Raw genomic sequence first — 24,657 nt, 5'->3', positions numbered from 1 at the left:
CCGCCGATACCGAGGAGCGGGCGGTTACTTCTTCTTGAGCTGGTCCTGAGGGACGAGGATGGTCTGCTCGTCGATCGGCTTCATCGGTTCCAGCCGGGGCTGGGTGTTGAGGGTGTCGGACAGCTTCTGCCGTGACGCCTGCAACACCTTGCGGGTGACGGGGCTGGTCGCGACGGCCTTGGTGGCCCGGCTGATCTGTTCGTACCGTGCCCGTCCGGCGCGTGTGCCCAGCACGTAGCCTGCCGCGATACCGATCAACAGCCGCATCATCCCTGCTTTCCCTCCGACGCTCACGATCCGAGTCTCCATCCTGCCTGATGGATCGACGGACAGGCGATTTGGTACTCGGGTGGGGCAATGCGCTACAGTTTCTCAGGCGTCGCCGGGAACGGCGAGGCTTGTGAGTAATCCCCTGTAGCTCAATTGGCAGAGCTTCCGACTGTTAATCGGACGGTTGCTGGTTCGAGTCCAGCCGGGGGAGCAGTGAAAGGCCCCGTACCTGCGAGAGCAGGTGCGGGGCCTTTCTCGTGCAGGGGGGCATACTGAGTCAGCCAGACCTACGGGACAGTCCCGATTTCAGTTGTTTCACCGCGAGGCCGCCGGCAACGGTGAGCACCACGCCGCCGACCAGTGTCAGCCAGAGCCCCCACCCGGGGCTCGCGCCGATGGATTGTCCAAGCCACTCGGTCTCGCTGCTCGAAACATTGCCGATGTCGATGATCGCGATGACGATACACAGTATGCCGATGGCTGGCGGGGCCCACTGCTCTCCGAGCTTCGACGAACCTCGTACAAGGACGCTCAGGAGTGCGGCAGCCGCAATCAGTGCAAGAACTATCACGATGATGCCGTCCCCCTCCGTACCCGGCACACTGAGAGTGAGCAGAGTCGCCCACGGCCCGAGTGCGCCGATGACGAGCGCAGTGCAATCCCCGAACCCGACGTACAGGTACGGAAGGTGTCCACGTTCGACACCCCGGGTCGGGCTCGGGCGGGAACTAGCTGCAACAGCCGGATAGCCCACGGGAGCAACCCCATAGCCCACAGGGGGAGGCGGATCCGCGGGCGGGCACTGCACGAGTCGGTCTGTCCACGTGGTCCCGTTCCAGTAGCGCAGAGCCTCCTGCGCATTGGTGGGATCCGGATACCAACCGGCTGGAGCCGCACCTGTCATGAAAGAATTAGACAACAGACATTTCGGAATTACTCGACATTGACCAGAGTTGATCACGGCATTGGCGGGGATAGTCCGAGTGTGCTTGTTCGACACCGGCGAACAAGTCTGTGTCGAACCTGGCGGATGTCAGACCCACGTTTGCCCGGGTCGAACGCGCCCTCCGGTATCCCGCCAGATTCTCCTCGCGCGTCGGCGTGTAGGTGATGAAGAACGGGAGCCGCCCCGGGCCGTCGAGCACGAAGATCTCGGTGAAGGAGACGCCGAACTCTTCCAGCTCGACGTCGAGCTCACGCACCTGGTAGCCGAGTGGCGTGAGCCTGCGCGTCGGGCACGTCCACCGCGAAGGTGAACGCGCCGTAACCGCTCGTGCGTCGATCGAGGGTCGCAGGAGTCCTAGCCCCGGCGCGTAATGCGATCGTCGAAACGCGACTTCGTCTGCGACGGCAAGGATCTCGATGTACCGCTCATCGAATGCGGTGAATTCTCCCATGCGAGCCGACGTAGCCAACCCCTCCCGCGCGTAGGGGTGTGTCGTCGGGCGAGCGAAGGACTCAGGCGTGGGTGCCGCCGTCGATCCGGATCTCGGTGCCCGTGACGAAGGCGCCGTCGCCGGAGGCCAGCATCGCGATGACGCCGGCGACGCTCTCCGGTCCGGCCATCGGGGCGCCGCCGGATTCCTGGTCGGTGGGCAGGATCGGGGACAGCTTGGCGAACAGCGACCAGTCGGTGTCCTCGGGTAGATACGAGCCGGTGTTGTCGGTGATGCCGCTCTTGACGCTTCCCGGCGCGACCGCGACCGCGCGCAGACCCTGCTTGCCGTACTCCAACGCGAGCGCGTGGGTGAAGGACTGGATGCCGCCCTTACTGGCTGCGTAGGCGGCCATGTACGGGTGGGCGAATGTCGCGGAGGTGGAGCCGAAGTTCACGATCACCCCGTTTCCGGTGGCCAGCAGGGCCGGAAGCGCCTCCCGGACCATCAGGAACGTGCCGGTGAGGTTGACCGTGACGATCCGGTTCCACAGGTCCAGCGGCGTCTCGTGGGTGTGCGAGGCCCGCAGGATGCCGGCGGCGTTGACCAGCACGTCCAGCCCTCCGAGGGTGTCGACGGCGCGGCGGACGCCCTCGATGACGGAGTCCTCGGTCCCGATGTCGATGACCAGGGTGTGCAGGCGGTCTGCCGCTCCCGACTCCTCGGCGCGGGCGCGGGTGACGGCCAGACCGTCCTCGGCGATGTCGGCGGCGACGACGTGGCCGCCTTCGGCGAGGAGACGCAGCGCGGTCGCCTGGCCGATGCCGGAGGCAGCACCGGTGACGAGGACGCGACGGTCGTGGAATCGGTTCATGGGTGAGGTCGCCTTTCGCGGAAGGGGAGGCGGATGCCCGAGATCCGCCGCACGCCCGACGCTAGGCGAAGTGCCGGCGGTGGCCGAGAGGAATGACCGCTCGGCGGGACGTGGCGGAGGGCGTCGTGGACCGGTTCGATCCCCGATCCGCCGGTAACGTGACCGCACGTGAGTTACAGCTTTCGGATTCGGCCGGCGACGTCGAGAGACGCCGCCGTTGCCGCGCAGACCCTCGGTCGCGCCTTCGCCGACTACCCGTTCACCCGGCACACCGTCGACGCGCGTGACCACCAGGACCGTGTGCTGGCGTTGCAGCGGTTGTTCCTGGCGGAGATCGGATTGAGATGCGGAAAAGTCTGGGTGTCCGATGATGTGGCAGCGGTGGCGGTATGGACGACGCCGTTGTCGACAGGTCTGGACGCAGCTTTCGGAGAGATTGCCGAGCAGGTCACCGACCTGTACGGAGATCGAGCCGACGTCGCTGCGAGGGCTGACGAGGCGACCGCCCATCTGCGGCCGACGGACCCCGTCTGGTATCTGGCGACGGTAGGTGTCGCGCCCACCTCGCAGGGACGGGGTCTGGGTCGGGCAGTGCTCGAACCCGAGCTCGCGGCGGCGGAGGATCACGGCCGCGCGGCGTACCTGGAGACGTCGTCTCCGGCCAATGTCGCCTTCTACGAACGTCTGGGATTCGAGGTCACCGGAAGCGTGTCGCTGCCCGATGACGGGCCGAAGGTCTGGGCGATGGTGCGGCGGCCCCGGACGGCTGCGGGCCGAGTGTCGTAGCTGATCCACTCTTCCGTTGCCTGAATCGACAAGTTCTCCGATTTCGCTCGCCACCCGCCTCTGCTGGATACGTTGCTGATGAGGGGACGGTGCGCCCGCCCGACTACTCGGCCCGGTGATTCGGAGAAGAGGTGCCATGTACTACAGCAGCGGCAACTACGAGGCATTCGCTCGCCCCCGCAAGCCCGAGGGAGTGGACGACAAGACGGCGTGGCTCGTCGGAGCCGGTCTCGCTTCCATGTCGGCGGCGACGTTCATGATCCGGGACGGGCAGTTGCCGGGAGCCGCGATCACGATCCTCGAGCGCCTGCCGCTGCCCGGTGGCGCACTCGATGGCATCAAGAAGCCCGAGAAGGGATTCGTGATCCGCGGCGGCCGGGAGATGGAGAACCACATGGAGTGCCTGTGGGATGCCTTCCGGACGATTCCCTCGATGGAGATCGAGGGCGCGAGCGTGCTCGACGAGTTCTACTGGCTCAACAAGGACGACCCCAATTTCTCATTGTGCCGGGTGACGGAGAAGCAGGGCCGGGACGCGCACACCGACAACCTCTTCGGTCTCGACGACAAGGCGCAGAAGGACCTGGTCCGGATCTTTCTCGCCACCCGCGAGGAGATGGAGGGCACACGCATCGACGAGGTGTTCTCGAAGAACTTCCTGGCGAGCAACTTCTGGCTCTACTGGCGCACCATGTTCGCGTTCGAGGAGTGGCACAGCGCGTTGGAGATGAAGCTCTACCTCCATCGGTTCGTTCACCACGTCGGCGGCTTGCCCGATCTGAGCGCGCTGAAGTTCACCAAGTACAACCAGTACGAGTCCATGGTCCTGCCGATGTACCGGTGGTTGCTCGACCAGGGCGTCACCTTCCACTTCGGTACGGAGGTCACCGATGTCGACTTCGTCGAGAGTGACGGTCGGATCCAGGCCACCCGTATCGACTGGCTCCGAGACGGCGAGCGCGGCGGCATCGACCTCGGCGAGAACGACCTCGTGCTCATGACGATCGGCGGCCTGACGGAGAACTCGGACGAAGGGGATCAGCACACCCCCGCGAAGCTGGACGAGGGGCCGGCGGCCGGATGGGAGCTGTGGAAGCGGATCGCCGCCAAGCATCCGTCGTTCGGACACCCGGAAGTCTTCTGCGGCGACATCGCGAGGACGAAGTGGGAGTCGGCCACCGTCACGACGAAGGACAGGCGGATACCCGAGTACATCGAGCGCATCTGCAAACGCGATCCGTTCAGCGGCAAGGTGGTGACCGGCGGCATCGTGACCGCGCGTGACTCGTCATGGCTGATGAGTTGGACAGTCAACCGTCAGCCGCATTTCAAGGCGCAGGACCCGGAAGAGATCGTCGTGTGGGTCTACGGCCTGTTCGTCGACGTCCCCGGTGACTTCGTGAAGAAGACACTCCAGGAGTGCACGGGGGAGGAGATCACCCAGGAATGACTGTATCAGATCGGTGTGCCGGAACAGGACATCCCGACGCTGGCGGCAGAAGCCGCAACGTGTGTGCCGGTGATGATGCCGTACGTCACGTCGTTCTTCATGCCTCGTCGTGCGGGCGACCGACCTGATGTGGTGCCCGACGGCGCACTCAACTTCGCCTTCATCGGCCAGTTCGCGGAAACGACCCGGGACACGATCTTCACCACCGAGTACTCGGTGCGGACCGGTATGGAAGCCGCCTATCAGCTTCTCGGCGTCGAGCGCGGTGTGCCCGAAGTGTTCAACTCGACGTATGACGTGCGTTCTCTGCTCACCGCGACCGCGCGCCTGCGGGACGGCAAGGAACTCCCGTTCCCCGCGCGGGGGCGGCTGCGTGAGGCGATGCTCGGCAAGATCGACTCGAACGAGATCGGGCATCTGCTCGAGGAGTACGGGCTGCTCCCGAAACCGCATCGGGGCTGATCGCCGCCGCCGAGTAGGGGACGGACACGAGCTGCTCAGGGCGCAGCCAGGCCGGGCCGACGTTCCCGACACCGACAGACCACCTGGCCGAGCCGGGTGACGTGGGTTGCGTCACACTCTGGAGTGGACGGTCAGCCGGCGGAGCGGTACCCGGCGGCGGAGAGGGCGGTGAAGGGCGACACGCCCAGGGCGCGCGCGGTGGCCTGCACCAGCAGCGCGGGTTCGGAACAGCTCGGCCGGCGGTCGGAACACCATGCCTGCACGCAGCTGGGACTGATTCCCAGCGCGCTGGCCAGTTGGATGTGGGTCATGTCGTTCGCCTGCAGATTCTCGCGGACGAACTGACCCCAGTTTTGTCGAGGCATGGCGGCGAGCATAACGATCCGCGGCCGGTTCGTCACGGACCGGTTACTTCGATCTCGAACGATGGACACCACACCCGTCCCGCGTGCACCACGCACGCGCCCGGTCGGTACCATGCGAACGCGCTGTACTGCAGCGATGGGGCGGTAGCTCAGTCGGTTAGAGCCGTGGACTCATAATCCATTGGTCGCGGGTTCGAGCCCCGCCCGCCCCACCGGAAAGTCGTAGTTCGTGCTGCGCCCCGGCAGGCGTTCAGCGGGTATAGAAGCTGGCCAGGATCGGCCCGAGGAGCACCGGTTCGGGGACGTGTCCAGGGACCTCGATCGTGGCTCGTCGTGCGTCGGAGAGACAGGCGGCGTCGTAGCGAAGGGTCGGCGCGAGCGTTCGCAGCTCCGGCCAGATCGGTGCGGCTTCGGCGGTGGCGATGTCCTCGTCGGACGAGCAGGCGAGCCGCATGAACAGGCGCAGCGCCTCGTCTCGGTCGTCGGCGTCCAACGCGGCGATCCGCTCGACAGGCAGTCCGGCGGCGGCCGCCTCGAGGGCGAGTGCGCCACCCGAGGACGCGCCGAACAGGTGTGCTCGCCCACCGGCCGCGTCGACGACGGCCGCGAGGTCCTCCACCTCGCGTTGCACCGCGTACGGATGAGTGTCGCCGCTGTCGCCGCGTCCGCGCCGGGCCTTCGTGGCCGAACCAGTCGTAGCCGATGTGTGTGCCATCGGCCGACGTCACATTCGGCATGCTCCTGCCCTTCCGCGATTACTCCCATCCTAGGAAGGGGAAGGAGGTCGACGGTGGCATGTACAGAGCCCGGAGGGCAGTCCGTTTCCCCTTTCGCGGGCGCGCGCGTCGATACGCTGAGGTGATGCGGCCTCTTCGATACTCCGTCAACGTCACCCTCGACGGGTGCTGCGATCATCGCGCGGCGGTCGCGGACGAGGAGCTGCATCGTCGGGCGATGGAGAACATCGGTCAGGCCGATGCGCTCCTCTTCGGGCGGGTGACCTACGAGCTGATGGAGGCGGCGTGGCGGCCGTCCTCGGGACGGTCCGAGGAGATGCCCGAGTGGACGAGACCGTTCGCCGAGACGATCGACGCGGCGAAGAAGTACGTCGTGTCGAGCACCCTGGAACGGGTCGACTGGAATGCGGAGCTGCTGCGCGGGGATCTGGAGACAGCTGTCCGCGCACTGAAGCAGGAGCCGGGCGAGGGCCTGTTCGTGGGAGGCGTACGGCTCGCGTTCGCCTTGACGGAGCTGGGCCTGATCGACGAGTACGAGTTCGTGGTGCACCCCAGGTTGGCAGGCCACGGACCGACACTGTTCGCGGGGCTGTCGGAGTATGTCGACCTGAGGCTCCTGAGTCGGTACGAGTTCGGTTCGGGGGCGCTGGCGTTGCGGTACGCGCCTCGCTGACTCGAGTCCTGCCGAGAGCCGGCCGTGTCGAATCGAGCCTGTGGACGTGGCGGGGCGGACGCGCGATCCTGGAAGAGCTGCCGAGACTCGGCGGTCAAGGCTGATCCCACGAGGTGAAACAGTGAAGAGAGCAGGATTCGGACGGGTTCTGGGTGCGATCGCCACGATCGGGCTCCTCGTCGGAGCATCGGCGTGCTCGTCGGACGAGAGCTCCGAGGAAGCCACGACGACCACGGCGGCCCCGGCCGAGCCGCGGACGGTGGAGCACGAGTACGGCAGCACCGTGATTCCGGCGGAACTCGACAACATCGTCGTCACCGACGAGTACGCGGGACTGAACCTCCTCGCGGTCGGCATCGTGCCGGACGTGACGTTCACCAGCTTCGGCTCGCAGATCGGAGCCCAGATCCTGGGTAACGCCGGCTCGAAGGTCATCGAGGTGCCGCCGATGGGCCTACCGGACCCGGAGCAGGTGCTCGCCGAGGATCCCGACCTCGTCGTCCTCACCTCCTACGGCGACGACCGCTACTACCGCTCGATGGCCGACGCCATTCCGACCCTCCCCGGCCCGGCCACCACCGTCAGCTGGCAGGAAAACCTCGACTTCTACGGTGAGGCTTTCGACCGCGCCGACGAGGCGGCTCAGGTGACGACCGCGCTCGAGGGCCAACTCGACGAGCTGAAGTCCGCGACGCAGGAGAACCCACGCTCGCTGTCGGTGCTCGAGTCCGCCCGCGGCATCGTCGCCGTCCCCACCCCGGACTCCGCGTCCTCGACGATCCTGCGCGCCGCCGGGTTCACCGGCCCCGAACTCCAGACGGCGCCGCTGCCCGAGGGGTCCGGCGGACGTCCGTTCACGCCGGTCTCGGAGGAGAATCTCGGCACCCAGGATGCCGACATCATCGTCGTGTTCGACGAGGGCATCTACTCGGCGGAGGTCGTGGAGCGCACTCCCGGATTCGACAGTCTCCAGGGTGTCCGCGACGGAAACCTCGCCCGCGTCAACGGTGACCTGTGGGCGGCGAACCATCCGTTCGGCACGTTCTGGATCATCCGCGATCTCCAGGTGCTCGAGGCCGAGGACTACGCAGGCGTAGCCGGCGCGGACGACGCCGACGCCCGGTGGTCCGAATTCGAGGAACTGATCGGCTGACCCGGTGGGTCGATCGGCCCGGTGAACCGTCGCGGCGGGGGTGGTGCCCACGAGCACCACCCCCGCCGTGTGTGTCGGGCTCGACGGCTCAGTCGGCGATCAGTTCGTACTCGCGCTCGACGGCCTCGACCACCGCGGCCGGAGTGCTCACCGGGCCGGGGGTGTACGTCACGGCCCGCAGGGCGCCGGTGTAGCGGAATACGCCGCGACGTTCCCGCAGGTCCCACGCGACCGGTCCTCGGGCATCGAGACCGACGGAGATCCCCGTCCACGGCGCCATGCCGACGAGTTGGATCTGCTCGACGGACGCGGCCGGGGTGTCGTCGATGCGGACCTCGAAGTTCGAGCGCAGGCGCGGGACCACCGTCGCGGACAGCGCGATCCGTGTCGCCCCCGACGGCACCGGACCGGCGTCGAGATCCCGGTAGACGCCATAGGCGTTGTAGCCGAAGTGGAGCCGACCGTCCTCGACGTACAGCAGGTAGCCGCCCTGGGGATCGCCGTGTGCGACGAGCACGCCCTCGTCGCCGGGGCGATAGCCCTCGAGCTCGACCTCGGCGCTCCAGTTCCTGAAGGCGACGAGACGCGAGCTGCGGTAGCGTTCGAGTGTCGGGGTGCCCGCCAGCAGTCGCACCGGACGGGTGTAGCGCTCCTCGTCCGGCCGGCGGCGGGCCCCCACCTGGTTACCGAGAAGCGGGAACACGGTGTTCGCCCACGCGGCCTCGTCCCAGGCCCGAGCCAGTTCCTCGACCTTCTCCGGGTACTCGCCGGCGAGATCGTTCAGCTCCGTCGGATCCGAGCGGACATCGAACAGTTCCCACGTCGGTGCGTCGATGTCCGAACCCGGATCCAGCAGTGTCGGGTTGAGCGCCAGCAACTTCCACCCGTCTCGGTAGAACCCGCGATTGCCGGTCATCTCGGTGTACTGCTCGGTGTGCCGCGAGCCGGCCGCGGCGTCACGCAGCACACCCGCCGCCGACACCCCGTCGAAGTCCTTGGCGGACAGACCCTTGCGTTCGCCCGGGCGGTCGACTCCGGCGAGGTCGAGCAGCGTGGGCGCCAAGTCCGTGACGTAGGTGAACTCGGTGCGGACACCGTCGTCGCCCTCGGCCCGGGGCAGGCCCTGCGGCCACGAGACCAGGAGCGGCACCCGCACACCTCCGGCATACGACTGGCCCTTGTAGAAGCGGAACGGGGTGTTCGACGCCTGCGCCCATCCGCGGGGATAGTGCACACCGAGCTGTGCCGAGCCGATCAACTCGGGATCGTGGGGCGTGTCACCCACCCACTCCGGGTCCTGGACGTGCGCGAACTCGGCGAAGTAGCTGCGGGTGCCTTCGGCTCCGCCCTCGGCGGTTCCGCCGTTGTCGGTGGTGAACACGATGATGGTGTTGTCGGCCTCGCCGAGTTCGTCCAGGGTGTCCAGGATGCGGCCGACGGACTGGTCGATCGAATCGACCATCGCCGCGTACACCTCCTGGTAGCGGGCGAAACGGTCCTTCTGGTCGTCGGTGAGCGAGTCCCACGACGGAACCTCGAAGCCGCCCAGCACGTTGCGGGCGTCCTGCGTTCCCTCGGGAAACAGGCCCGCGGCCAGTTGCCGGGCGAACCGGGACCGGCGGACCTCGTCCCAGCCCTGTGCGTACCGGCCGCGGTACTTGGCGATGTCGGTCTCCTTCGCCTGCAGCGGGCCGTGCATCGCGACGTGCGCGAAATACAGGAAGAACGGCTTGTCGGCGTCGTGGGCGCGCAGGTCCTTGATGTAGGACACGGCCTTGTCGGTGAGATCGTCCGTCAGGTAGTAGTCCTCCGGGTACTCCTCGACGTCCACCACGGAGTTGTCCGACACCAGCTGATTGGGATGGAAGAACGAGTTGAGCCCCTCCAGCGAGCCGTAGTAGCGATCGAAGCCACGTTGGGTCGGCCAGGAGTCCCGAGTGCGTCCCGGGCTCATGTTCGCGTCGCGTACCAGGTGCCACTTGCCGACCGCGTAGGTCGCGTAACCCGAATCCCGCAGGATCTCCGGCAGAGTGAGAACGTCGTCGGCCAACTCGAGGCGCACACCCGGGTAGCCCGGATCGGCGTTGGCGACGAATCCGTAACCGGCCCGGTGCGGATTGAGCCCGGTGAGCAGGGCCGCGCGCGACGGTGAGCACAGGGGAGTGGTGTGGTAGTTCGTCAGCCGGACACCGGATTCCGCGACCCGATCCAGGTGGGGCGTGTCGATCTCCGACCCGAACGGGCCGATGTCGGAGAAGCCCATGTCGTCGATGAGGACGACGACGATGTTCGGCGCCCCGCTCGGCGCGGTGACGGACGCGGGCCAACTCGGGCTGGAGTCGGCACCGGTACGGCCGACGGTGCCGTCGAATCCTTCGTAGCCGCGGGCGTACGGGGGGAGGGGCATGGAGTATCAACCTTCTCTCGGACCGGAACCCGCACCGGTACCTCACCGGCGGGAACCCGGCCAGTACATCACCAGCTCATTCGACATGACAGCGATGAAATCGGTGTGAGCAAATATCCGTGCAGGTACAGAGGTTGAAGCACTCTCGAACCAGGGTGAGTAAAACTCTCCCGGGTTCTCCGGCGCTTGCGGGAAATACCCGGGGCCCTTAGTTTCTTCCGCATGCCCACCAGTCGAGTCCCCGCCCCGCGGGTCACGTATGTGACCGTCGCGCTGGGCTCTCGGCTGCCACTGGCTCGTGAGTTGTGTTGTCCCCGTGCGCTGCGCTGTCGCAGCGTCACGGTGCGCTCCCACGTCTGACCGGTCTCCGGCCTCGCGTCCGGATCCCGATTCCCTGCGCACCGCAGTCATCCACCGTCCCGTCGTCGGCGGCCGCTGTCCGCGGTGCCGACGCGCCGGTCGGTCCGCCTTCGGTGTGCGGGCCGGCTCTCGCACATCTCGAAGGGCTCGAAGTGAGTACGCACCCCTCCCTGCCGGCTTCCCGGCGTTCGTTCCTGCGGATCGCGGGGCTCGCCGCGGTCGCCGTCGCGGGCACGGCCGCCGCCTCCGGCTGCTCCTCCGCGGTGGCCGAATTGCGTTCCGCCGGAGAGCCGGTCGGTGACGGAACACCCGTCCGGGGCGGGACGTTGCGCGTCGGCGTTCTCGCCGACCTGGTGGCCGGGGCGGTCATGACGGGCACCAACAACACCCAGATGCTCACCACGGGTGTCGTGTTCGACCGGCTCGTCGAGTACTCCGGTGAGGGGCTCGATCCGAGGCCGTCACTCGCGACCGAGTGGAGTCGCTCGGACGACGGGCTGACCTACACGCTCCGTCTGCGCCCGGATGTCCGATTCCACACCGGCCGCGAATTTACGTCCGCTGACGCAGAATTCGCTCTGCGCACCTACGCCGACCCGGTCTGGACAGCGCAGTTGCGCAGCACCGCCGCGGCGATCGTCGGGTACGACAGCACCGATCCGCACGTGCTCGTCCTCACCCTGGCCCGCCCGATCGGAAATCTCTTCGACCTGCTCTCGATGGTGCCGATGATCGACTCCGAGAGCGTGGACGAGCTTCTCGCCGGCACGGCATATGTCGGCACCGGACCGTTCCGCTTCGCGTCGCGAACTCCCAACGCCCGCGTGGTCTTCGAACGCAACGACGACTACTGGGAACCGGAACGGCCGTACCTGGACGCGATCGAGATGAACGTCATTCCGGACGCGACCGCGTTGCTGTCCAGTGTGCGGGCCGGACGGATCGACCTGAGCGGCGACCTGACCTTCCGCGACGCGAACAACCTCGCCAGGCTCGGTGGCTTCCGGGTGGTGGACCTGGCAGGTGCCACGTCGAACACGTACGTGGGGGTCAACGTCGCCGCGACTCCGCTCGACGACGTGCGGCTGCGCCAGGTGATCGCGTACGCCGTCGACCGGGAGCGCATCGTGGAGGAGGTCTATCGAGGGTCGGCCCGGGCGGCCAATCTTCCCTGGCCGGCGGATTCTCCCGCCTACGACGAGTCGAAGGATCGGCGCTACGCGCTGGATCGCGATGCCGCCCGCGCCCTCGTCGCCGAGCTCGGCGCGCTGCCGTCGTTGCCCCTGACGTATCCGGCGGGTAGCCCCACGTACGAGGTGGTCGCGCAGATCGTCCAGGCGAACCTCGCCGACGTCGGGGTGACCGTGGACCTGGACCCGGTGGAACAGACGGTGGCCGTGCAGCGGCTCATCGGTGGCGAGTTCGCGGGGCTGTGGATCCTGCAACACGGTTTCGCCCAGTACACGCCGTCGACACTGACCGTGAGCGCCTACCCGTTCAACGCCAGGAAGAACGCGTCCAACTACGTCTCCGATACCTATCTGGCCGCCGCGGAGTCGGCGTGGCAGATCGCCGACGGCACCGGCCCGGAGGCGATCGAACGCTACGCGGATCTCAACGACGCACTGTTGGACGGGCTGTTCCTCGTCGAACTCGCGGTGATCGACCCGCGCACTGTTCTCTCGGCGCGCGTGGGTGGCTTCGCGTGGAATCGGCGTGCCGAGCCGCTATTGGCGAATGCGTACCTGTCGTGATCGGCCACATCGTGATCGGCCACATCGTGATCGGCCACACCGTGATCGCCCGCGCCGCGTTCGTCGTCGCCGCGACCGACCCGGTTCCTCCGGTATCCCCACATCTCTCCCGCCGAAAGACTGTGCGATGACACGCTATCTGTTCACCCGACTACCCTCGGCGCTGGTCGTCCTCTTCCTCGCCTCGGTCGCGATCTTCCTGCTCCTGCGCCTGGTGCCCGGCGACCCCGCGGTGACCCTCGCCGGACCGGACGCGACGCCGGAGGCGATCGACGCGATCCGCAGCGAGCTCGGCCTCGATGCCTCGGTCCTGCAGCAGTACCTCTCCTGGATGACCGGTGCGGTCACCGGTGATCTGGGTCGGAGTTACCAGATCGGAGGCAGCGTGGGCGAACTGCTCGCCGACGCCCTCCTCAACACCGCAGTCCTCGCCGGCACCGCGCTGCTGTTCGCGATCGTGACCGCCCTCGTCGTGTCCATCGCGTCGGTCGCGTGGCCACGCCGATGGCTCACCGCGCTGGTCAACGGTGCCAACACCCTCGCGGTGGCGCTCCCGCCCTTCGTGACCGGAGTGCTGTTCGTCCTGGTGTTCGCGGTCGCGCTTCCGATCCTGCCCGCCGGTGGTGTCCCCCCCGAGGGGTACCTGGCACGACCGGACATCACCGTGCAGTATCTGCTGCTCCCCGCACTGTGCCTCGGGCTGCCGACGGCGGCCGCACTCACCCGCTTCCTCACCGAATCCCTGCGCACCGAGATGAACGCCCCGCACGTGCTCACGCAGGAGGCGCTGGGAATCTCTCGTTTCCACATCGTCACCCACGGGGCATTGCGCGCGGCGCTGCCCCCGGTCACGACCGTTCTCGGAATCCAGGCGGGGTCGTTGCTCGGCGGAGCGATTCTGGTCGAGGCGATCTTCGCGTGGCCCGGGGTGGGGATGCTCGTCGAACAGGGGATCAGCCGCCGCGACTACCCCGTCGTCCAGGCGCTGCTGTTGTTGTCGGTCACCGTGTTCGTGGCCGTGCAGTTGCTCACCGACGTCCTCAACGCCACTCTCGATCCCCGTATCCGTATCGGAGCCCGCTCATGACCGTCCTGATCCCCGAGGCCCCCACCGGCGACGACGCGGTGGCGCGGAAAGCGCCCGGCCACAGTACGTTACGTGGACTCACCCGTGGTCAGGGGCTGGCCGGACTGGTGCTGGTCGGCGTCGTCGCGGCGGTCGGCCTCCTCGCGCCCCTGCTGACGCCGTACGGTCCGTTCGACCAGATCCAGGGCGCCAACCTGGTCGGGCCAGGTTCGGCGCACTGGTTCGGCACCGACGAGGTCAACCGGGACGTCTTCACGCGCACCGCGCACGGCATCCGGACCAACCTGCTGATCGTGTTCGCCGCGGTCGCGGTCGGTGCGGCACTGGGCACCGCACTGGGGCTGGTGTCCTCGACGAACCAGTTCGCCGACGTCGTGACCCAGCGGGTGTTCGATGTCGTGCTCGCGTTCCCGGCACTGATCCTCGGTATCGCCCTGGCCGCCGTGGTGGGTCCGGGCGCGGTCACCGTGGGCATCGTCATCGTCGTCGTCGAGGTGCCCATCTTCGGTCGTCTGGTCCGCTCCTCGGTGCTGAAGGTGCGTGAGCTGCAGTTCGTCGAATCGGCCGAGGTGATCGGCGCCGGGCACTGGTGGATCCTGCGCTCGCACATCCTCCCGAACTCGCTCGAGCCGCTCGGCGTGCAGGTGGCGCTGTCCCTGTCCGTGGCCGTCTTCGTCGAGGCGGGAATGAGTTTCATCGGGGTCGGCGTGCGGGCGCCCGAGCCCTCGCTGGGATCGCTGATCTCGAACTCCGTCGCGAATCTCGACGCGAACCCCATGTATGCGATCGGCCCGTTGGCGGTCGTCACCGCACTCGTCCTCGGCTTCCTGCTCGTCGCCCAGGGCCTGGCCCAGGCGCACCGGGCCCGATGAGACACGACCTCCAGGAGCAGTCATGACCGCACCCCGCCACGCCACCGAGTCGCAGACCGGTCGCGTCCTGGCAATCGAATCGCTCACCGTCACCTTCGGTGAGCACCCGGTCGTCGACGACGTCGATCTCGTCGTCGATGCGGGCGAGATCGTCGCCCTCGTCGGCGAATCCGGATCCGGCAAGTCGATGACCGCCCGGGCAGTGCTCGGCCTGTTGCCCACCGGTGCCTCGTCGCGTGGATCGATCCTGTTGTCGGACACAGAGATCACCGGAGCCGACGAGACGACCCTCCGCGGGGTCCGGGGGACCACGGCCGCGATGGTGTTCCAGGAACCACAGACCGCCCTGAATCCGGTACAGACGGTGGGCACCCAGTTGTCCGCTGCGTTGCGGGCCCACCGCAAGATCTCACGAGCCCAGGCCCGCGCCACCGGAGTGGAATTGTTGCGCCGCGTCGAGATCCCGGACCCGGAGACCCGCATCGACTGGTACCCGCACCAGCTTTCCGGCGGCCAGAAGCAGCGCGTCGTGATCGCACTGGCGCTGTCCGGAGAGCCCGACCTACTGGTCGCGGACGAACCGACGACGGCACTCGACGTCACCGTCCAGGCGGAGATTCTGGCGCTCGTCAAGGGGCTGGCTCGCGACACCGGCACCGCGGTCCTGCTCATCACGCACAACATGGGCGTGGTCGCCGACATCGCCGACCGTGTGGTCGTCATGCGCGCCGGGCAGGTCGTCGAAACCGGGGACGTGTACGAGTTGTTCGAACGGCCCACCGAGGAATACACGCGCCTTCTCCTGGGCGCGGTGCCCCGCCTGCCGGTCACCGCGGAGGCTCGCACCGAACCGGCGGAGCCGTCGGACGACGGGGACGGGGAGAGTGCCGGGACCCGGAAGGAGACCCCGGCGCTCGAGCTCGACGCGGTGACCGTGCGATACCCGGCCCGCGGCGGCAGCCCCGCGTTCGACGCGCTCGCCGCCGCGGACCTGACCCTGGCCCGCGGCGAGGTTGTCGGCGTCGTCGGCGAATCCGGTTCGGGCAAGACGACTCTCGGCCGGGTCGCACTGGGGATCGTGAAGGCGATCAGCGGGCGCGTGCGGGTCGACGGCATCGATCTGACCACCGCAGGTGGGCGGGAACGACGCCTTCTTCGCAAGGGAATCGCGCTGGTGCACCAGGACCCGGCGGCATCACTCGATCCACGCTGGTCGATCGGCAGGTCCATCGCCGAGCCCCTGCACGTCCACCGGGTCGCCACCGGCTCGCTCGCCAGGGCACGGGCGGCGGATCTGCTGGATTCGGTGCGGCTGCCCAGGTCGTATGCGGACCGCCGTCCTGCCGAACTGTCCGGCGGTCAACGTCAACGGGCCGCGCTCGCACGGGCGCTCGCACTCGCGCCCCGGCTCCTGGTTGCCGACGAACCGACCAGTGCACTCGATGTGTCGGTGCAGGCAGAGGTCCTCGACCTGTTCGAGAGCCTGAGGGAGGAGTACCACTTCGCCTGCCTGTTCGTCAGTCACGACCTCGCCGTCGTGCACCGCGTGGCGGACCGGGTCGCGGTGTTGCGCGGAGGCCGGATCGTCGAGTCCGGCCCGGCCGACGAGGTTCTCCTCGCGCCGCGCCACGACTACACCCGTCGGCTCGTCGACGCGGTACCCGTTCCCGATCCCGTGCGGCAGCGGGCCCGCTCGCTCACCCCGCCGGAACCTGCCACGCCGCTTCCCGCGGATGCCCTCTCGCACTGAACGCCCGTCCCCGCATCGACGAAAGGAACACCTCACATGACCACTCTCGAACAGCGCCCCGACACCGCCGAGGACATCTATGCCGCAGGCGGAATCACCGTCGCCAAGCACGGCCATCACCTCGGCGCGGTGATCGGCGGCATCACCCTGTCCGGCGACATCTCCGACGAGACCGCCTCTGCGATCCGATACGCGTTGGCTGCGAACAAGGTGATCTTCTTCCGCGATCAGCACCACCTAACCGACGAGATCCAGTACGCGTTCGCGGGACGCCTCGGATCGCAGACGACGACGCACCCGACCCTGAGGTCGGACGACAACAAGACCCTCGTCCTCGAGGCCGCCGCGAGCAGCTGGCACACCGACGTCACCTTCATCGACCGCATCCCGAAGGCGTCGATCCTGCGTGCCGTCACCGTCCCCGAGTACGGCGGCGCCACCACCTGGGCGTCGACGACCGCGGCCTACGAGCAGCTTCCGGACGCGCTCAAGGCGCTGGTGGAGAATCTGTGGGCCGTGCACTCGAACGAATACGACTACGCCGAGGTCGCGAACACGATCCGGGACAAGGTGCAGGACGCCGCGAGGCGGGAGAAGTACCTGAACGAGTTCACCCGCACCGTCTTCGAGACCGAGCACCCCGTCGTCCGGGTACATCCGGAGACCGGCGAGAAGACGCTGCTGCTCGGGCACTTCGTCAAGGAGTTCGTCGGCTTCAAGCCGTCGGAGACGACGGCGCTCTTCCAGCTGCTGCAGAATCGGATCACGAAGCTGGAGAACACCGTTCGCTGGGCGTGGCAGCCGGGCGACGTCGCGATCTGGGACAACCGTGCCACTCAGCACTACGGGATCTCCGACTACGGGACCAACCCGCGCAAGATCCACCGGACGACGCTCGCCGGTGACGTCCCCGTGGACGTGCGCGGAGCGTCCAGCCGGATCCGCAAGGGTGACGCGGCGCACTTCTCGGTGATCGAGGAGCCGCAGCGCCTACCGGGTTTCGCCGCGAACTGAGCGGACTATCCGCGTCGACGCCACTCGATGGCCGGGCAGGTATCCATCACCATGGCCAGCCCGGCCTCGGTGGTCCGGGAGAACGCGTCCTCGTCGACCACCCCGAGTTGGAACCACACACCGCGGGCGCCGATCGCCACCGCCTGATCGGCGAACTCGCCCGCGGACTCCGAACGGCGGAACACGTCCACCACGTCGACGGGGAACGGAACATCGGCGAGGGTCGCATACCCCTGCTCACCGAGCACCGTCGGCGCACTCGGATGGATCGGGACGATGCGCTTGCCCCGGGACTGCAGCAGCTGAGCGATCTCGTAGGCCGTCTTGCCCGGGTCCCCGGACAGGCCGACCACGGCCCACGTCTCGCAGTCGTCGAGCATGAGGGACACTGCCTTCGGGTCCTGCCATGAAGTGCTCACCTCCGCCACGGTACGCCGTGCCGCGCGATAGGGTGGACCCGCTCCTGCGAGGGAATCCGGTGCGAATCCGGAGCTGACGCGCAGCGGTGACGGGTCTCCCGCGTGACGGGGAGCTCCCGAAGTCCGAATGCTCGCGGGAGACGGTGGCACCGCCACCGTCCGGCGTCATCGGGCCCCGCGACCGGGCCCCCGATCGAAGGACCACCCGTGCCTCGTCCACTCACACCTCGCCGCCGTCTGTCGGCGCGGTTCTCCCGTGGCGGCCCGGCCGCCGGTATCGCCGTGGCGGCCGCCGCACTCCTCGTCGCGGGGTGTGGATCGGTCGGCGACGAGGCCTCGGGGCCCACCACCGTCTCCGACGAGCCCGCCGCGACGTCCTACCCCCTCACGCTGGAGAACTGCGGCGAGACCGTCACCTTCGAGGCGCCGCCGGAGCGGGCGGTGTCGCTCTATCAGAGCTCGACCGAGATCCTGCTGTCCCTCGGTCTGGCCGACCGCATGGTGGGCACCTCCACCTGGTTCGATCCCGTCCTGCCGGACCTGGCTGCCGACAACGAACAGGTGCCGCGTCTTGCGGACAACGACCCGTCGCTCGAAACCGTCCTGGACACGGAACCGGATCTGGTCACCTCCGGAAGCGCGCACACCTTCACCCGCTCCGTGGTGGCGGACCGGGAGACCTTCACGGACCTGGGCGTACCCACCTACCAGTCCCCGTCGGTGTGCACCGATGCCGATGTCGACGGAGAGAATGTCTCGCGCACCGCGCCCCTGACCATCGACACGCTCTACCGGGAGATCCGCGAACTCGCGGCCGTCTTCGACGTCCAGGAACGTGGCGCGGAACTCGTCTCGTCGCTGCAATCCCGGATGGACACCGCGACCGCGGGTGCCGACCGCGCCGACGGACAGGAACCGACGGTGGCCTTCTGGTTCTCGGGTATCGATGCGCCGTACATGGCCGGTTGCTGCTCGGCACCGGGTCTCTACGCCGCGGAGACCGGTGCGATCAACGTCTTCGCCGACACCCGTGACGACTGGCCGGAGGTCAACTGGGAGGCGGTCGCGGACCGGAATCCCGATGTGCTGGTTCTCGGCGATCTCAGCCGCGTCCGCGTCGACGGTGACGCCTTGGACACGAAGATCGCATTCCTCGAATCGAATCCCGTGACGGCGCAGCTGGATGCGGTGCGGGGTCAACGATACGTCGTCCTCACCGGCTCCGAGCTGGACCCCGGAATCCGCGAAGTCGATGCCGTCGAGAAGCTGGCAGAGGGGCTGCGTTCGGCGGGCTACTGACCGATCGTCCCGGTGAACGACGAGTGCGTCAGCCGTTTTCCCCCGTGCCGTCGGCTCCGGTCCCCATGCCTTCGGTGCCGTCCTCGGCGAGAGCGACGAGGCGGAACTGCCGGACACGGCCGGGAACTCGCGCCGAGCAGGTCGACAGGATGGGCTCGGACAGGGTCTCCGCGAGCCGAACCGCCACTCGGCCTTCGCCGTGTCGCAGGACCACGACGTACTCGTCGTCGCTCGCCGTGACGGACACGGGGGCGAGCGCATCGATCCGGTCCTCGCCGGTCACCGCCCGCGCGTGGTGTTGGGCGGCCTGGACGACCTCCGGCAGCGAGCTGCGTCCGCGCAGGTAGCGATCGTCCAGGCTCCCCCGCAGATACCGGTGTACGAGGTCCGCGGGATCGTCGGCGGCATCGACCCGGCCGTAGTAGAGCCCATGTGGCAGGAGAATCATCGTGGCGGCGAAGCGGTCGCCACCGAGATGCGAGCACTCCCAGGTCAGCTCCGGATAGCGGCGGGCGATGTCGGCCGCGGCGGATCGGCCCCGCACGGCGCAGCAGCGGTCGTGCTTGCCGTGGGCGCAGACGGCGACGATCGGCTCGTGGGACAGAGTGCCCGCCGAACCGTCGAGCGGAACGTCCAGGAGTTCGGTCGGATCGGAAACCTCGCCCCGGTACAGGGATTCGTGTCCCGGTCGGGAGTCGGCGATCGCCCAGCGCCAGCGCGGCTCCGCCTGCCTGCGCCCCGGTCGGCGGATACCGACGATGCGCATACCCGCCGACTCGGCCCGCCGTACCAGCGCACGGCCGATCTCCGGATCGATCGTCGCCGGGGAGTCCAGGAACGCGGAGAAGCCCCATGGTCCGGACAGTTCCACCAACAGCCAGTGCAGGCCACGCGAGCCGGTCCCGGCGAGTGGGTCTCCTCGGCTCAGGGCGTTGTCGCTACACGGACGCCATTCGGAATCGTTCATCCTGTGGGTACCACCACACCCTCGCGCAGGAGCCTGCGCAGCACGACCACACCGTCCTCGACCGAAAGCCCGGGCAGGTCGCGAGCGCAGACCCGACCCCCGCCCGCGATCGTCTCGACAGCCGAGGCACACTCCGGCGGAAGGGTGATCGTCCGGTCCGGCAGCGCCAGCGACACCGCGTCGCTCGAGGTCGTGACAGTGCCGTGCAGTGCCGACCGCCACCGCACGGTCGTGCCCGCATCGAATGCCGCGATCGCCTCGAGGGTGGCGAGCGGACGGACCGGAGCAGGTCTGGTGAGTGCGACGAACCGATCGCCGACGGCGGCGGCCACGGATTCGACCAGCGACGGCTCCTCCGGCGGGTGACCGAGGCGCCGACCGACGAGCTCGATCGTCCGGGCGATTTCGCCGGCCACCGCCGTGGCATCTGTGTGGTCGGTGCCCAACGGGAGAGCGCGACGTAGCTCCACGTCCTCACCGAGCGCGTCGGCGAGGATGCGCACCACGTCGTGACGAGTGGTCGGGGCCACCCCGATCGTCAGGTGAACGGAGGTCTCGCCCCGGGCGCGTGCGGAGTGGATCCAGCCGCGTGGCAGATACAGCGCGTCACCCGGCTCGAGTGTCGCGCTCAGGAAGGGTTCGACGCGTGCGGCGGCCGCGACACCCGAACGGTGCGCCGTCCACGGCTGGCCGGGGAGCGGCAGTTCCTGCACCGGCGGATGCACGACCCATTCCTTCGTGCCGGCCACCTGCAGCACGAAGACGTCGTGGGTGTCGTAGTGGGGGTCGAATCCACGGCTGCTCGGCGGCGTGACGTAGGCGTTCGCCTGGACCGGATGGCCGATGTCGTCGACGAGCGCGCGGACGAAGTCGATGATCGGTGGCCACAATCGGTGAAGGCCCTGCAACACGATGGTGGCACCCGCGGAGAACTCGGTGAACACTCCTGCGGAGTCGATCTGGTCGGGCATCTCTGCGCCGAATCCGCCCGAGCGCGTGAAACATCCACGGTCCAGAACCGTGCCGTCCCGAGCCATCCGCAGAAACGGGGTACGCACCCCCCGTTCGGCGATCAACTCGTCGATCGCGTCGGGGGAGAGGAGATCGAGGTAGTCGCGCGGCAGGTCGGCCGCACGCGAGAGCACGGGAGCGCGATCCCAATGGCGCTCCGCGAACTCGGCGCGGCCGACCGCCACGCAGCGACCGAGCGCACTCGGCTGCCGGTGCGGGACGGGGGTGTTCAGCTCACGCCGTCCCGTCGGCGCCGCCGTCGTGACCGTCCGGGTTCGATCCGCCGTCCGCCGGACCCTCACCCTGGTTCGCGGTGCCGTCGGCGCCGCCGTCGTGTCCCTCCGGGTTCGATCCGCCGTCCGCCGGGCCCTCGCCGGCCGCAGCCGCACCGTCGGCACCGCCGTCGTGGCCGCCGGGGTTGGAGCCGCCGTCCGCCGGACCCTCGCCGCCTGCCGGTCCGCTCGTGGTGATGTCGTCGTCGTTGATCGCCATCGGAATCCTCTCGTCGACTCTCGGGTCGTGGGGTCTGTCGTCCCAGGTCGCAGCGCGGGCCGCTGCACTCACCGAGAATGCCTCCGGCAGCGGCAGGTCAAACATCGTGTGCCGATTCGTCCGGCTCGCGAGGTCCTGTCGCTGCCGGGTCACACCGTCCGCCCCGACGAGGGAACCTGGTCCGCGCTCGAGTACGCCGCCCACGTGCGCGACCCGATCCGTCATCTGTACGACGTCACCGGACGCCGACACCCGCGGTGAACCGTGGCGGACCCGAACGAAAGACAACTCGCTATGTAGAACGTGTTCCAATTTTCCTCATTCGTGTCTAAGGTCACAGTCACACGCATGCGTAGACATGAATGAAGGGTTGGAGTGACGTGAAGACCAAGGGTGCAATTCTTTGGGGCCTGAACGAGCAGTGGTCCGTGGAGGAGATCGAACTCGGTGATCCCGTCGCCGGCGAGGTGCAGCTGCGGATGGAAGCGGCCGGAATGTGCCACTCCGATCACCACCTCGTCACCGGTGCCACGCCGATGCCGTCCTTCCCCGTGATGGGCGGACACGAAGGGGCCGGTGTCGTCACGAAGATCGGCCCGGGCGTGGAGGATCTCGAGGTCGGCGACCACGTCGTCCTCTCCTTCATTCCCGCGTGCGGGAAATGTCCTTCCTGTTCCGCCGGGCATCAGAACCTCTGCGATCTGGGGGCCGGGCTGCTCAGCGGGCTCGCGATCTCCGACGGCACCTACCGGATTCAGGCCCGCGGCGAGAACGTGATTCCGATGTGCCTGCTCGGGACGTTTTCTCCGTACATGACGGTGCACCAGAGTTCGGTGGTGAAGATCGACAAGGACATCCCGTTCGAGGTCGCCGCGCTGGTGGGATGCGGCGTACCCACCGGATGGGGTTCGGCGACCAACATCGCCGAGGTGAAGGCGGGCGAGTCCGTCGCGATCATCGGGGTCGGTGGCGTCGGGATGAGCGCCCTCCAGGGGGCGGTCGCGTCCGGTGCGCGCGAGGTGTTCGCGATCGACCCGGTGGCGTTCAAGCGCGATCAGGCCGTGAAGTTCGGCGCCACCCACGTGTTCGCGAGCGTCGCCGAGGCCATCGAGCCGATCATGAACCTCACGCAGGGGCGGATGGCCGACAAGACCATCATCACCGTGGGTGAGATGAAGGGCGAGTACGTCGATCCGGCGCTGACCCTGACCAGCAAGGCCGGCCGCTGCGTCGTCACCGCGATGGGCAACATGGGCGACATGGACGTCAAGCTGAACCTGTTCCTGTTGTCGATGCTCCAGAAGGAGGTTCGCGGCAACGTCTTCGGTGGCTGCAGTGCCCGGGTCGAGATCCCCAACCTGCTGGCGCTCTACAAGTCGGGGCAGCTCAACCTCGACGACATGATCACGCGCACGTACTCGCTCGAAGAAGTCAACGACGGCTACCGGGACATGCTGGACGGCAAGAACATCCGTGGCGTCGTGCGCTACACGGAGGCGGACTGGTGACTCCCTGATCCGGGTACCGCGCCCGGCGTGCGACCGTCCTCGTAGGCTGTGCGCGTGGACAGTCTGCAACGGATAGCCCAGTGGCCGGTGGACCACGCCGCGGGAGCGGTGGTGTCCACCGGCCGCGGTGTACGCGAAGAGGCCGGCGACGTCGAGCGGGTGTACCCCCTGGCCTCGGTGACGAAGCTGCTCGTGGGATACGCAGTCCTCGTCGCGATCGAGGAGGGGGCGGTCGAACTCGACCAGCCCGCGGGTCCTCCCGGCTCGACCGTGCGTCACCTGCTCGCGCACGCCTCGGGGCTGGCGTTCGACGAGAACCGCGTCCAGACGGCGCCGGGCACCAAGCGGATCTACTCGAGCGCCGGTTTCGAGGTTCTCGCCGACTTCGTCGCCGAGGAGAGCGGCATCGCCTTTGCCGACTACCTCGCCGAGGCGGTCTTCGCTCCCTTGCGGATGGAGACGGCCGCGCTCGCCGGACCGGCGGGCCACGGGGCGCAGGCGAGCGTGCGGGACCTGACCGCGTTCGCGAAGGAACTGTGCGCTCCCACGCTGGTGTCCACGGAATTGTTCGCGGAGGCGACGTCGGTGCAGTTCCCGGAGCTCGCCGGCATCCTTCCCGGTTACGGCATGCACAAGCCGAACGATTGGGGCCTGGCGTTCGAGATCCGGTCCGAGAAGCATCCGCACTGGACGGGTACCGAGAACTCGCCGCGGACGTACGGACACTTCGGCCAGTCCGGCACCTTCCTGTGGGTCGATCCGGCCGCGGAACTGTCGTGTGTGGTGCTCACCGATCGGGCGTTCGGAGACTGGGCCAAACCGTTGTGGACGGACGTGAGCGACGGCGTTCTCCGGCAGTTCCGCTGATCGTTTTCCGATTTCACTGGCGAAACACCGGCAACACGGGGCACACTGGATATCGCGTGTGTAGCCGAAGCACTCGACCGAGGTCGTTGGGGAAGACGTCCCTCGTCGAAGCAGGAGGCTCTCGTGCGCGTATCGGAACAGTTCGCGGACAGCACATCCGGAGTGGTCTATGTCCACTCCGCGCCCGCCGCGCTGTGCCCACACGTGGAGTGGGCACTGGCCGCGACCCTGGACAGCCCTGCGAATCTCACCTGGAATTCGCAACCGGCGTCCGAGGGGATGCTGCGTGCCACCACCACGTGGGTAGGGCCGGTCGGCACCGCGTCGCGCCTGGTCAACGCGCTGCGCGCCTGGCCCATGCTGCGTTTCGAGGTCACCGAGGATCCCAGTGAGGGGGTGGACGGCGAGCGTTACAGCCACACCCCCGAACTGGGTCTGTGGCACGGCTGCACCAGCGCCAGCGGCGACGTCGTGGTGGGCGAGATGAGGCTGCGCGCGATCATGGCCACCGCCGCCGACCTGCGCGCAGAACTCGACTACGCACTGGGCACGGACTGGGACGACGCGCTCGAGCCGTTCCGCAGCGGCAGCGAGGGTGCCGAGGTCACGTGGATGCGCCGCGACGTCGGCTGATACTCCCGTCCCTCTGCACTCCCACGGTCACTCCCTCCCTTTCCGTTCGCGCCTGATTCTTCGTGTCCGCG

General features: G+C 68.0%; 24 protein-coding genes, 2 tRNA genes, 1 pseudogene and 1 riboswitch. Of the genes and pseudogenes, 16 read left to right on the top strand and 11 right to left on the bottom strand.

Annotation, left to right across the window (positions count from 1 at the left end; all coding sequences use genetic code 11):
• Positions 1–24: 24 nt before the first annotated feature.
• A complete protein-coding gene (locus G4H71_RS01460) occupies positions 25–270 on the bottom strand; it encodes a hypothetical protein (RefSeq protein WP_072737823.1) in 246 nt (81 codons plus the stop codon).
• A 138-nt stretch (positions 271–408) separates the two neighbouring features.
• On the opposite strand from G4H71_RS01460, the gene G4H71_RS01455 reads away from it, so the two are divergent.
• Positions 409–481 (top strand) — tRNA-Asn (locus G4H71_RS01455).
• Between the two features lie 66 nt (positions 482–547).
• Here the strand turns inward: G4H71_RS01455 and G4H71_RS22975 are convergent.
• From G4H71_RS22975 to G4H71_RS01435, 3 genes are all read right to left on the bottom strand, one after another.
• Positions 548–1,174, bottom strand: coding sequence for a DUF2510 domain-containing protein (locus G4H71_RS22975; RefSeq protein ID WP_217631300.1), 627 nt, complete (start codon positions 1,172–1,174; stop codon positions 548–550).
• 7 nt (positions 1,175–1,181) lie between these two features.
• Complete coding sequence (locus G4H71_RS01440) at positions 1,182–1,667, bottom strand: VOC family protein (protein ID WP_139183155.1); 486 nt, start codon at positions 1,665–1,667, stop codon at positions 1,182–1,184.
• Positions 1,668–1,728: 61 nt separating this feature from the next.
• The gene (locus G4H71_RS01435; RefSeq protein ID WP_072737655.1) at positions 1,729–2,520 is read right to left on the bottom strand and encodes an SDR family NAD(P)-dependent oxidoreductase; all 792 of its coding nucleotides are present in this window, start codon (positions 2,518–2,520) and stop codon (positions 1,729–1,731) included.
• Positions 2,521–2,688: 168 nt separating this feature from the next.
• Between G4H71_RS01435 and G4H71_RS01430 the strand changes: the two genes are divergently transcribed.
• Both G4H71_RS01430 and G4H71_RS01425 read left to right on the top strand, forming a co-directional pair.
• Positions 2,689–3,306: a GNAT family N-acetyltransferase gene (locus G4H71_RS01430; RefSeq protein ID WP_072737656.1), complete on the top strand. Its 618-nt coding sequence runs from the start codon at positions 2,689–2,691 to the stop codon at positions 3,304–3,306.
• Positions 3,307–3,442: 136 nt separating this feature from the next.
• Positions 3,443–5,218 (top strand): annotated as a pseudogene (locus G4H71_RS01425) (oleate hydratase).
• 131 nt (positions 5,219–5,349) lie between these two features.
• Here G4H71_RS01425 and G4H71_RS01420 read toward each other — a convergent pair.
• Positions 5,350–5,583, bottom strand: a complete 234-nt coding sequence (locus G4H71_RS01420) for a helix-turn-helix domain-containing protein (protein WP_139183154.1) — start codon at positions 5,581–5,583, stop codon at positions 5,350–5,352.
• 138 nt (positions 5,584–5,721) lie between these two features.
• Here G4H71_RS01420 and G4H71_RS01415 point away from each other — a divergent pair.
• Positions 5,722–5,795: transfer RNA gene (locus G4H71_RS01415), tRNA-Ile, on the top strand.
• A gap of 38 nt (positions 5,796–5,833) precedes the next feature.
• Here G4H71_RS01415 and G4H71_RS01410 read toward each other — a convergent pair.
• Positions 5,834–6,298: an alpha/beta fold hydrolase gene (locus G4H71_RS01410; RefSeq protein WP_217631299.1), complete on the bottom strand. Its 465-nt coding sequence runs from the start codon at positions 6,296–6,298 to the stop codon at positions 5,834–5,836.
• Positions 6,299–6,444: 146 nt separating this feature from the next.
• Between G4H71_RS01410 and G4H71_RS01405 the strand changes: the two genes are divergently transcribed.
• Both G4H71_RS01405 and G4H71_RS01400 read left to right on the top strand, forming a co-directional pair.
• Positions 6,445–6,993, top strand: coding sequence for a dihydrofolate reductase family protein (locus tag G4H71_RS01405; protein WP_072737658.1), 549 nt, complete (start codon positions 6,445–6,447; stop codon positions 6,991–6,993).
• Between the two features lie 121 nt (positions 6,994–7,114).
• On the top strand, positions 7,115–8,146 hold the full coding sequence (locus tag G4H71_RS01400) for an ABC transporter substrate-binding protein (RefSeq protein ID WP_072737659.1): 1,032 nt from the start codon (positions 7,115–7,117) through the stop codon (positions 8,144–8,146).
• Between the two features lie 88 nt (positions 8,147–8,234).
• Here G4H71_RS01400 and G4H71_RS01395 read toward each other — a convergent pair whose 3' ends face one another.
• On the bottom strand, positions 8,235–10,553 hold the full coding sequence (locus tag G4H71_RS01395) for an arylsulfatase (RefSeq protein ID WP_072737660.1): 2,319 nt from the start codon (positions 10,551–10,553) through the stop codon (positions 8,235–8,237).
• Positions 10,554–11,065: 512 nt separating this feature from the next.
• On the opposite strand from G4H71_RS01395, the gene G4H71_RS01390 reads away from it, so the two are divergent.
• The 5 genes from G4H71_RS01390 to G4H71_RS01370 all read left to right on the top strand — a co-directional run bounded on the left by G4H71_RS01390 (position 11,066) and on the right by G4H71_RS01370 (position 17,390).
• Complete coding sequence (locus G4H71_RS01390; protein ID WP_083342873.1) at positions 11,066–12,667, top strand: ABC transporter substrate-binding protein; 1,602 nt, start codon at positions 11,066–11,068, stop codon at positions 12,665–12,667.
• A 127-nt stretch (positions 12,668–12,794) separates the two neighbouring features.
• Positions 12,795–13,754, top strand: coding sequence for an ABC transporter permease (locus tag G4H71_RS01385; protein WP_072737661.1), 960 nt, complete (start codon positions 12,795–12,797; stop codon positions 13,752–13,754).
• Positions 13,751–14,626: an ABC transporter permease gene (locus G4H71_RS01380; RefSeq protein ID WP_072737662.1), complete on the top strand. Its 876-nt coding sequence runs from the start codon at positions 13,751–13,753 to the stop codon at positions 14,624–14,626. Before G4H71_RS01385 ends, G4H71_RS01380 begins: the two co-directional genes overlap by 4 nt.
• Positions 14,627–14,648: 22 nt before the next feature.
• Positions 14,649–16,376 (top strand): dipeptide ABC transporter ATP-binding protein, encoded by a 1,728-nt coding sequence (locus tag G4H71_RS01375; RefSeq protein WP_072737663.1) that lies wholly within the window; start codon positions 14,649–14,651, stop codon positions 16,374–16,376.
• A gap of 36 nt (positions 16,377–16,412) precedes the next feature.
• Positions 16,413–17,390 (top strand): TauD/TfdA dioxygenase family protein, encoded by a 978-nt coding sequence (locus G4H71_RS01370; protein WP_072737664.1) that lies wholly within the window; start codon positions 16,413–16,415, stop codon positions 17,388–17,390.
• Positions 17,391–17,395: 5 nt separating this feature from the next.
• Here G4H71_RS01370 and G4H71_RS01365 read toward each other — a convergent pair whose 3' ends face one another.
• Positions 17,396–17,809 carry a CoA-binding protein gene (locus tag G4H71_RS01365; RefSeq protein WP_072737826.1) on the bottom strand — a complete coding sequence of 138 codons (414 nt, stop codon included), beginning with the start codon at positions 17,807–17,809 and terminating at the stop codon, positions 17,396–17,398.
• Positions 17,810–17,814: 5 nt separating this feature from the next.
• A riboswitch (cobalamin riboswitch) is annotated at positions 17,815–17,962 on the top strand.
• 123 nt (positions 17,963–18,085) lie between these two features.
• On the opposite strand from G4H71_RS01365, the gene G4H71_RS01360 reads away from it, so the two are divergent.
• The gene (locus G4H71_RS01360) at positions 18,086–19,108 is read left to right on the top strand and encodes an ABC transporter substrate-binding protein (RefSeq protein WP_139183169.1); all 1,023 of its coding nucleotides are present in this window, start codon (positions 18,086–18,088) and stop codon (positions 19,106–19,108) included.
• 28 nt (positions 19,109–19,136) lie between these two features.
• Here the strand turns inward: G4H71_RS01360 and G4H71_RS01355 are convergent, their stop codons facing one another.
• The 3 genes from G4H71_RS01355 to G4H71_RS01345 are packed head-to-tail and all read right to left on the bottom strand — an operon-like array spanning position 19,137 to position 21,578.
• Positions 19,137–20,075: a ferredoxin family protein gene (locus G4H71_RS01355; RefSeq protein WP_072737665.1), complete on the bottom strand. Its 939-nt coding sequence runs from the start codon at positions 20,073–20,075 to the stop codon at positions 19,137–19,139.
• Positions 20,072–21,271, bottom strand: coding sequence for a cupin domain-containing protein (locus G4H71_RS01350; protein WP_246442641.1), 1,200 nt, complete (start codon positions 21,269–21,271; stop codon positions 20,072–20,074). Before G4H71_RS01350 ends, G4H71_RS01355 begins: the two co-directional genes overlap by 4 nt.
• Positions 21,272–21,320: 49 nt before the next feature.
• Positions 21,321–21,578: a BatC protein gene (locus G4H71_RS01345; RefSeq protein ID WP_072737829.1), complete on the bottom strand. Its 258-nt coding sequence runs from the start codon at positions 21,576–21,578 to the stop codon at positions 21,321–21,323.
• Between the two features lie 108 nt (positions 21,579–21,686).
• Between G4H71_RS01345 and G4H71_RS01340 the strand changes: the two genes are divergently transcribed.
• The 4 genes from G4H71_RS01340 to G4H71_RS01325 all read left to right on the top strand — a co-directional run bounded on the left by G4H71_RS01340 (position 21,687) and on the right by G4H71_RS01325 (position 24,586).
• Positions 21,687–21,839 carry a hypothetical protein gene (locus G4H71_RS01340; protein ID WP_246442643.1) on the top strand — a complete coding sequence of 51 codons (153 nt, stop codon included), beginning with the start codon at positions 21,687–21,689 and terminating at the stop codon, positions 21,837–21,839.
• 119 nt (positions 21,840–21,958) lie between these two features.
• Entirely contained in the window at positions 21,959–23,086 is a 1,128-nt protein-coding gene (locus G4H71_RS01335; RefSeq protein WP_072737830.1) for an NDMA-dependent alcohol dehydrogenase, read from the top strand.
• Between the two features lie 54 nt (positions 23,087–23,140).
• Positions 23,141–23,953 carry a serine hydrolase domain-containing protein gene (locus G4H71_RS01330; protein WP_072737666.1) on the top strand — a complete coding sequence of 271 codons (813 nt, stop codon included), beginning with the start codon at positions 23,141–23,143 and terminating at the stop codon, positions 23,951–23,953.
• A gap of 123 nt (positions 23,954–24,076) precedes the next feature.
• Entirely contained in the window at positions 24,077–24,586 is a 510-nt protein-coding gene (locus tag G4H71_RS01325; RefSeq protein ID WP_072737667.1) for a DUF3145 domain-containing protein, read from the top strand.
• The last annotated feature ends 71 nt before the right edge of the window (positions 24,587–24,657 follow it).

It is taken from the genome of Rhodococcus triatomae (assembly GCF_014217785.1).
Classification (GTDB): domain Bacteria; phylum Actinomycetota; class Actinomycetes; order Mycobacteriales; family Mycobacteriaceae; genus Rhodococcus_F; species Rhodococcus_F triatomae.
Note: the sequence above shows the minus strand (reverse complement) of the source record. Positions and strands in the feature narration are given on the sequence as shown.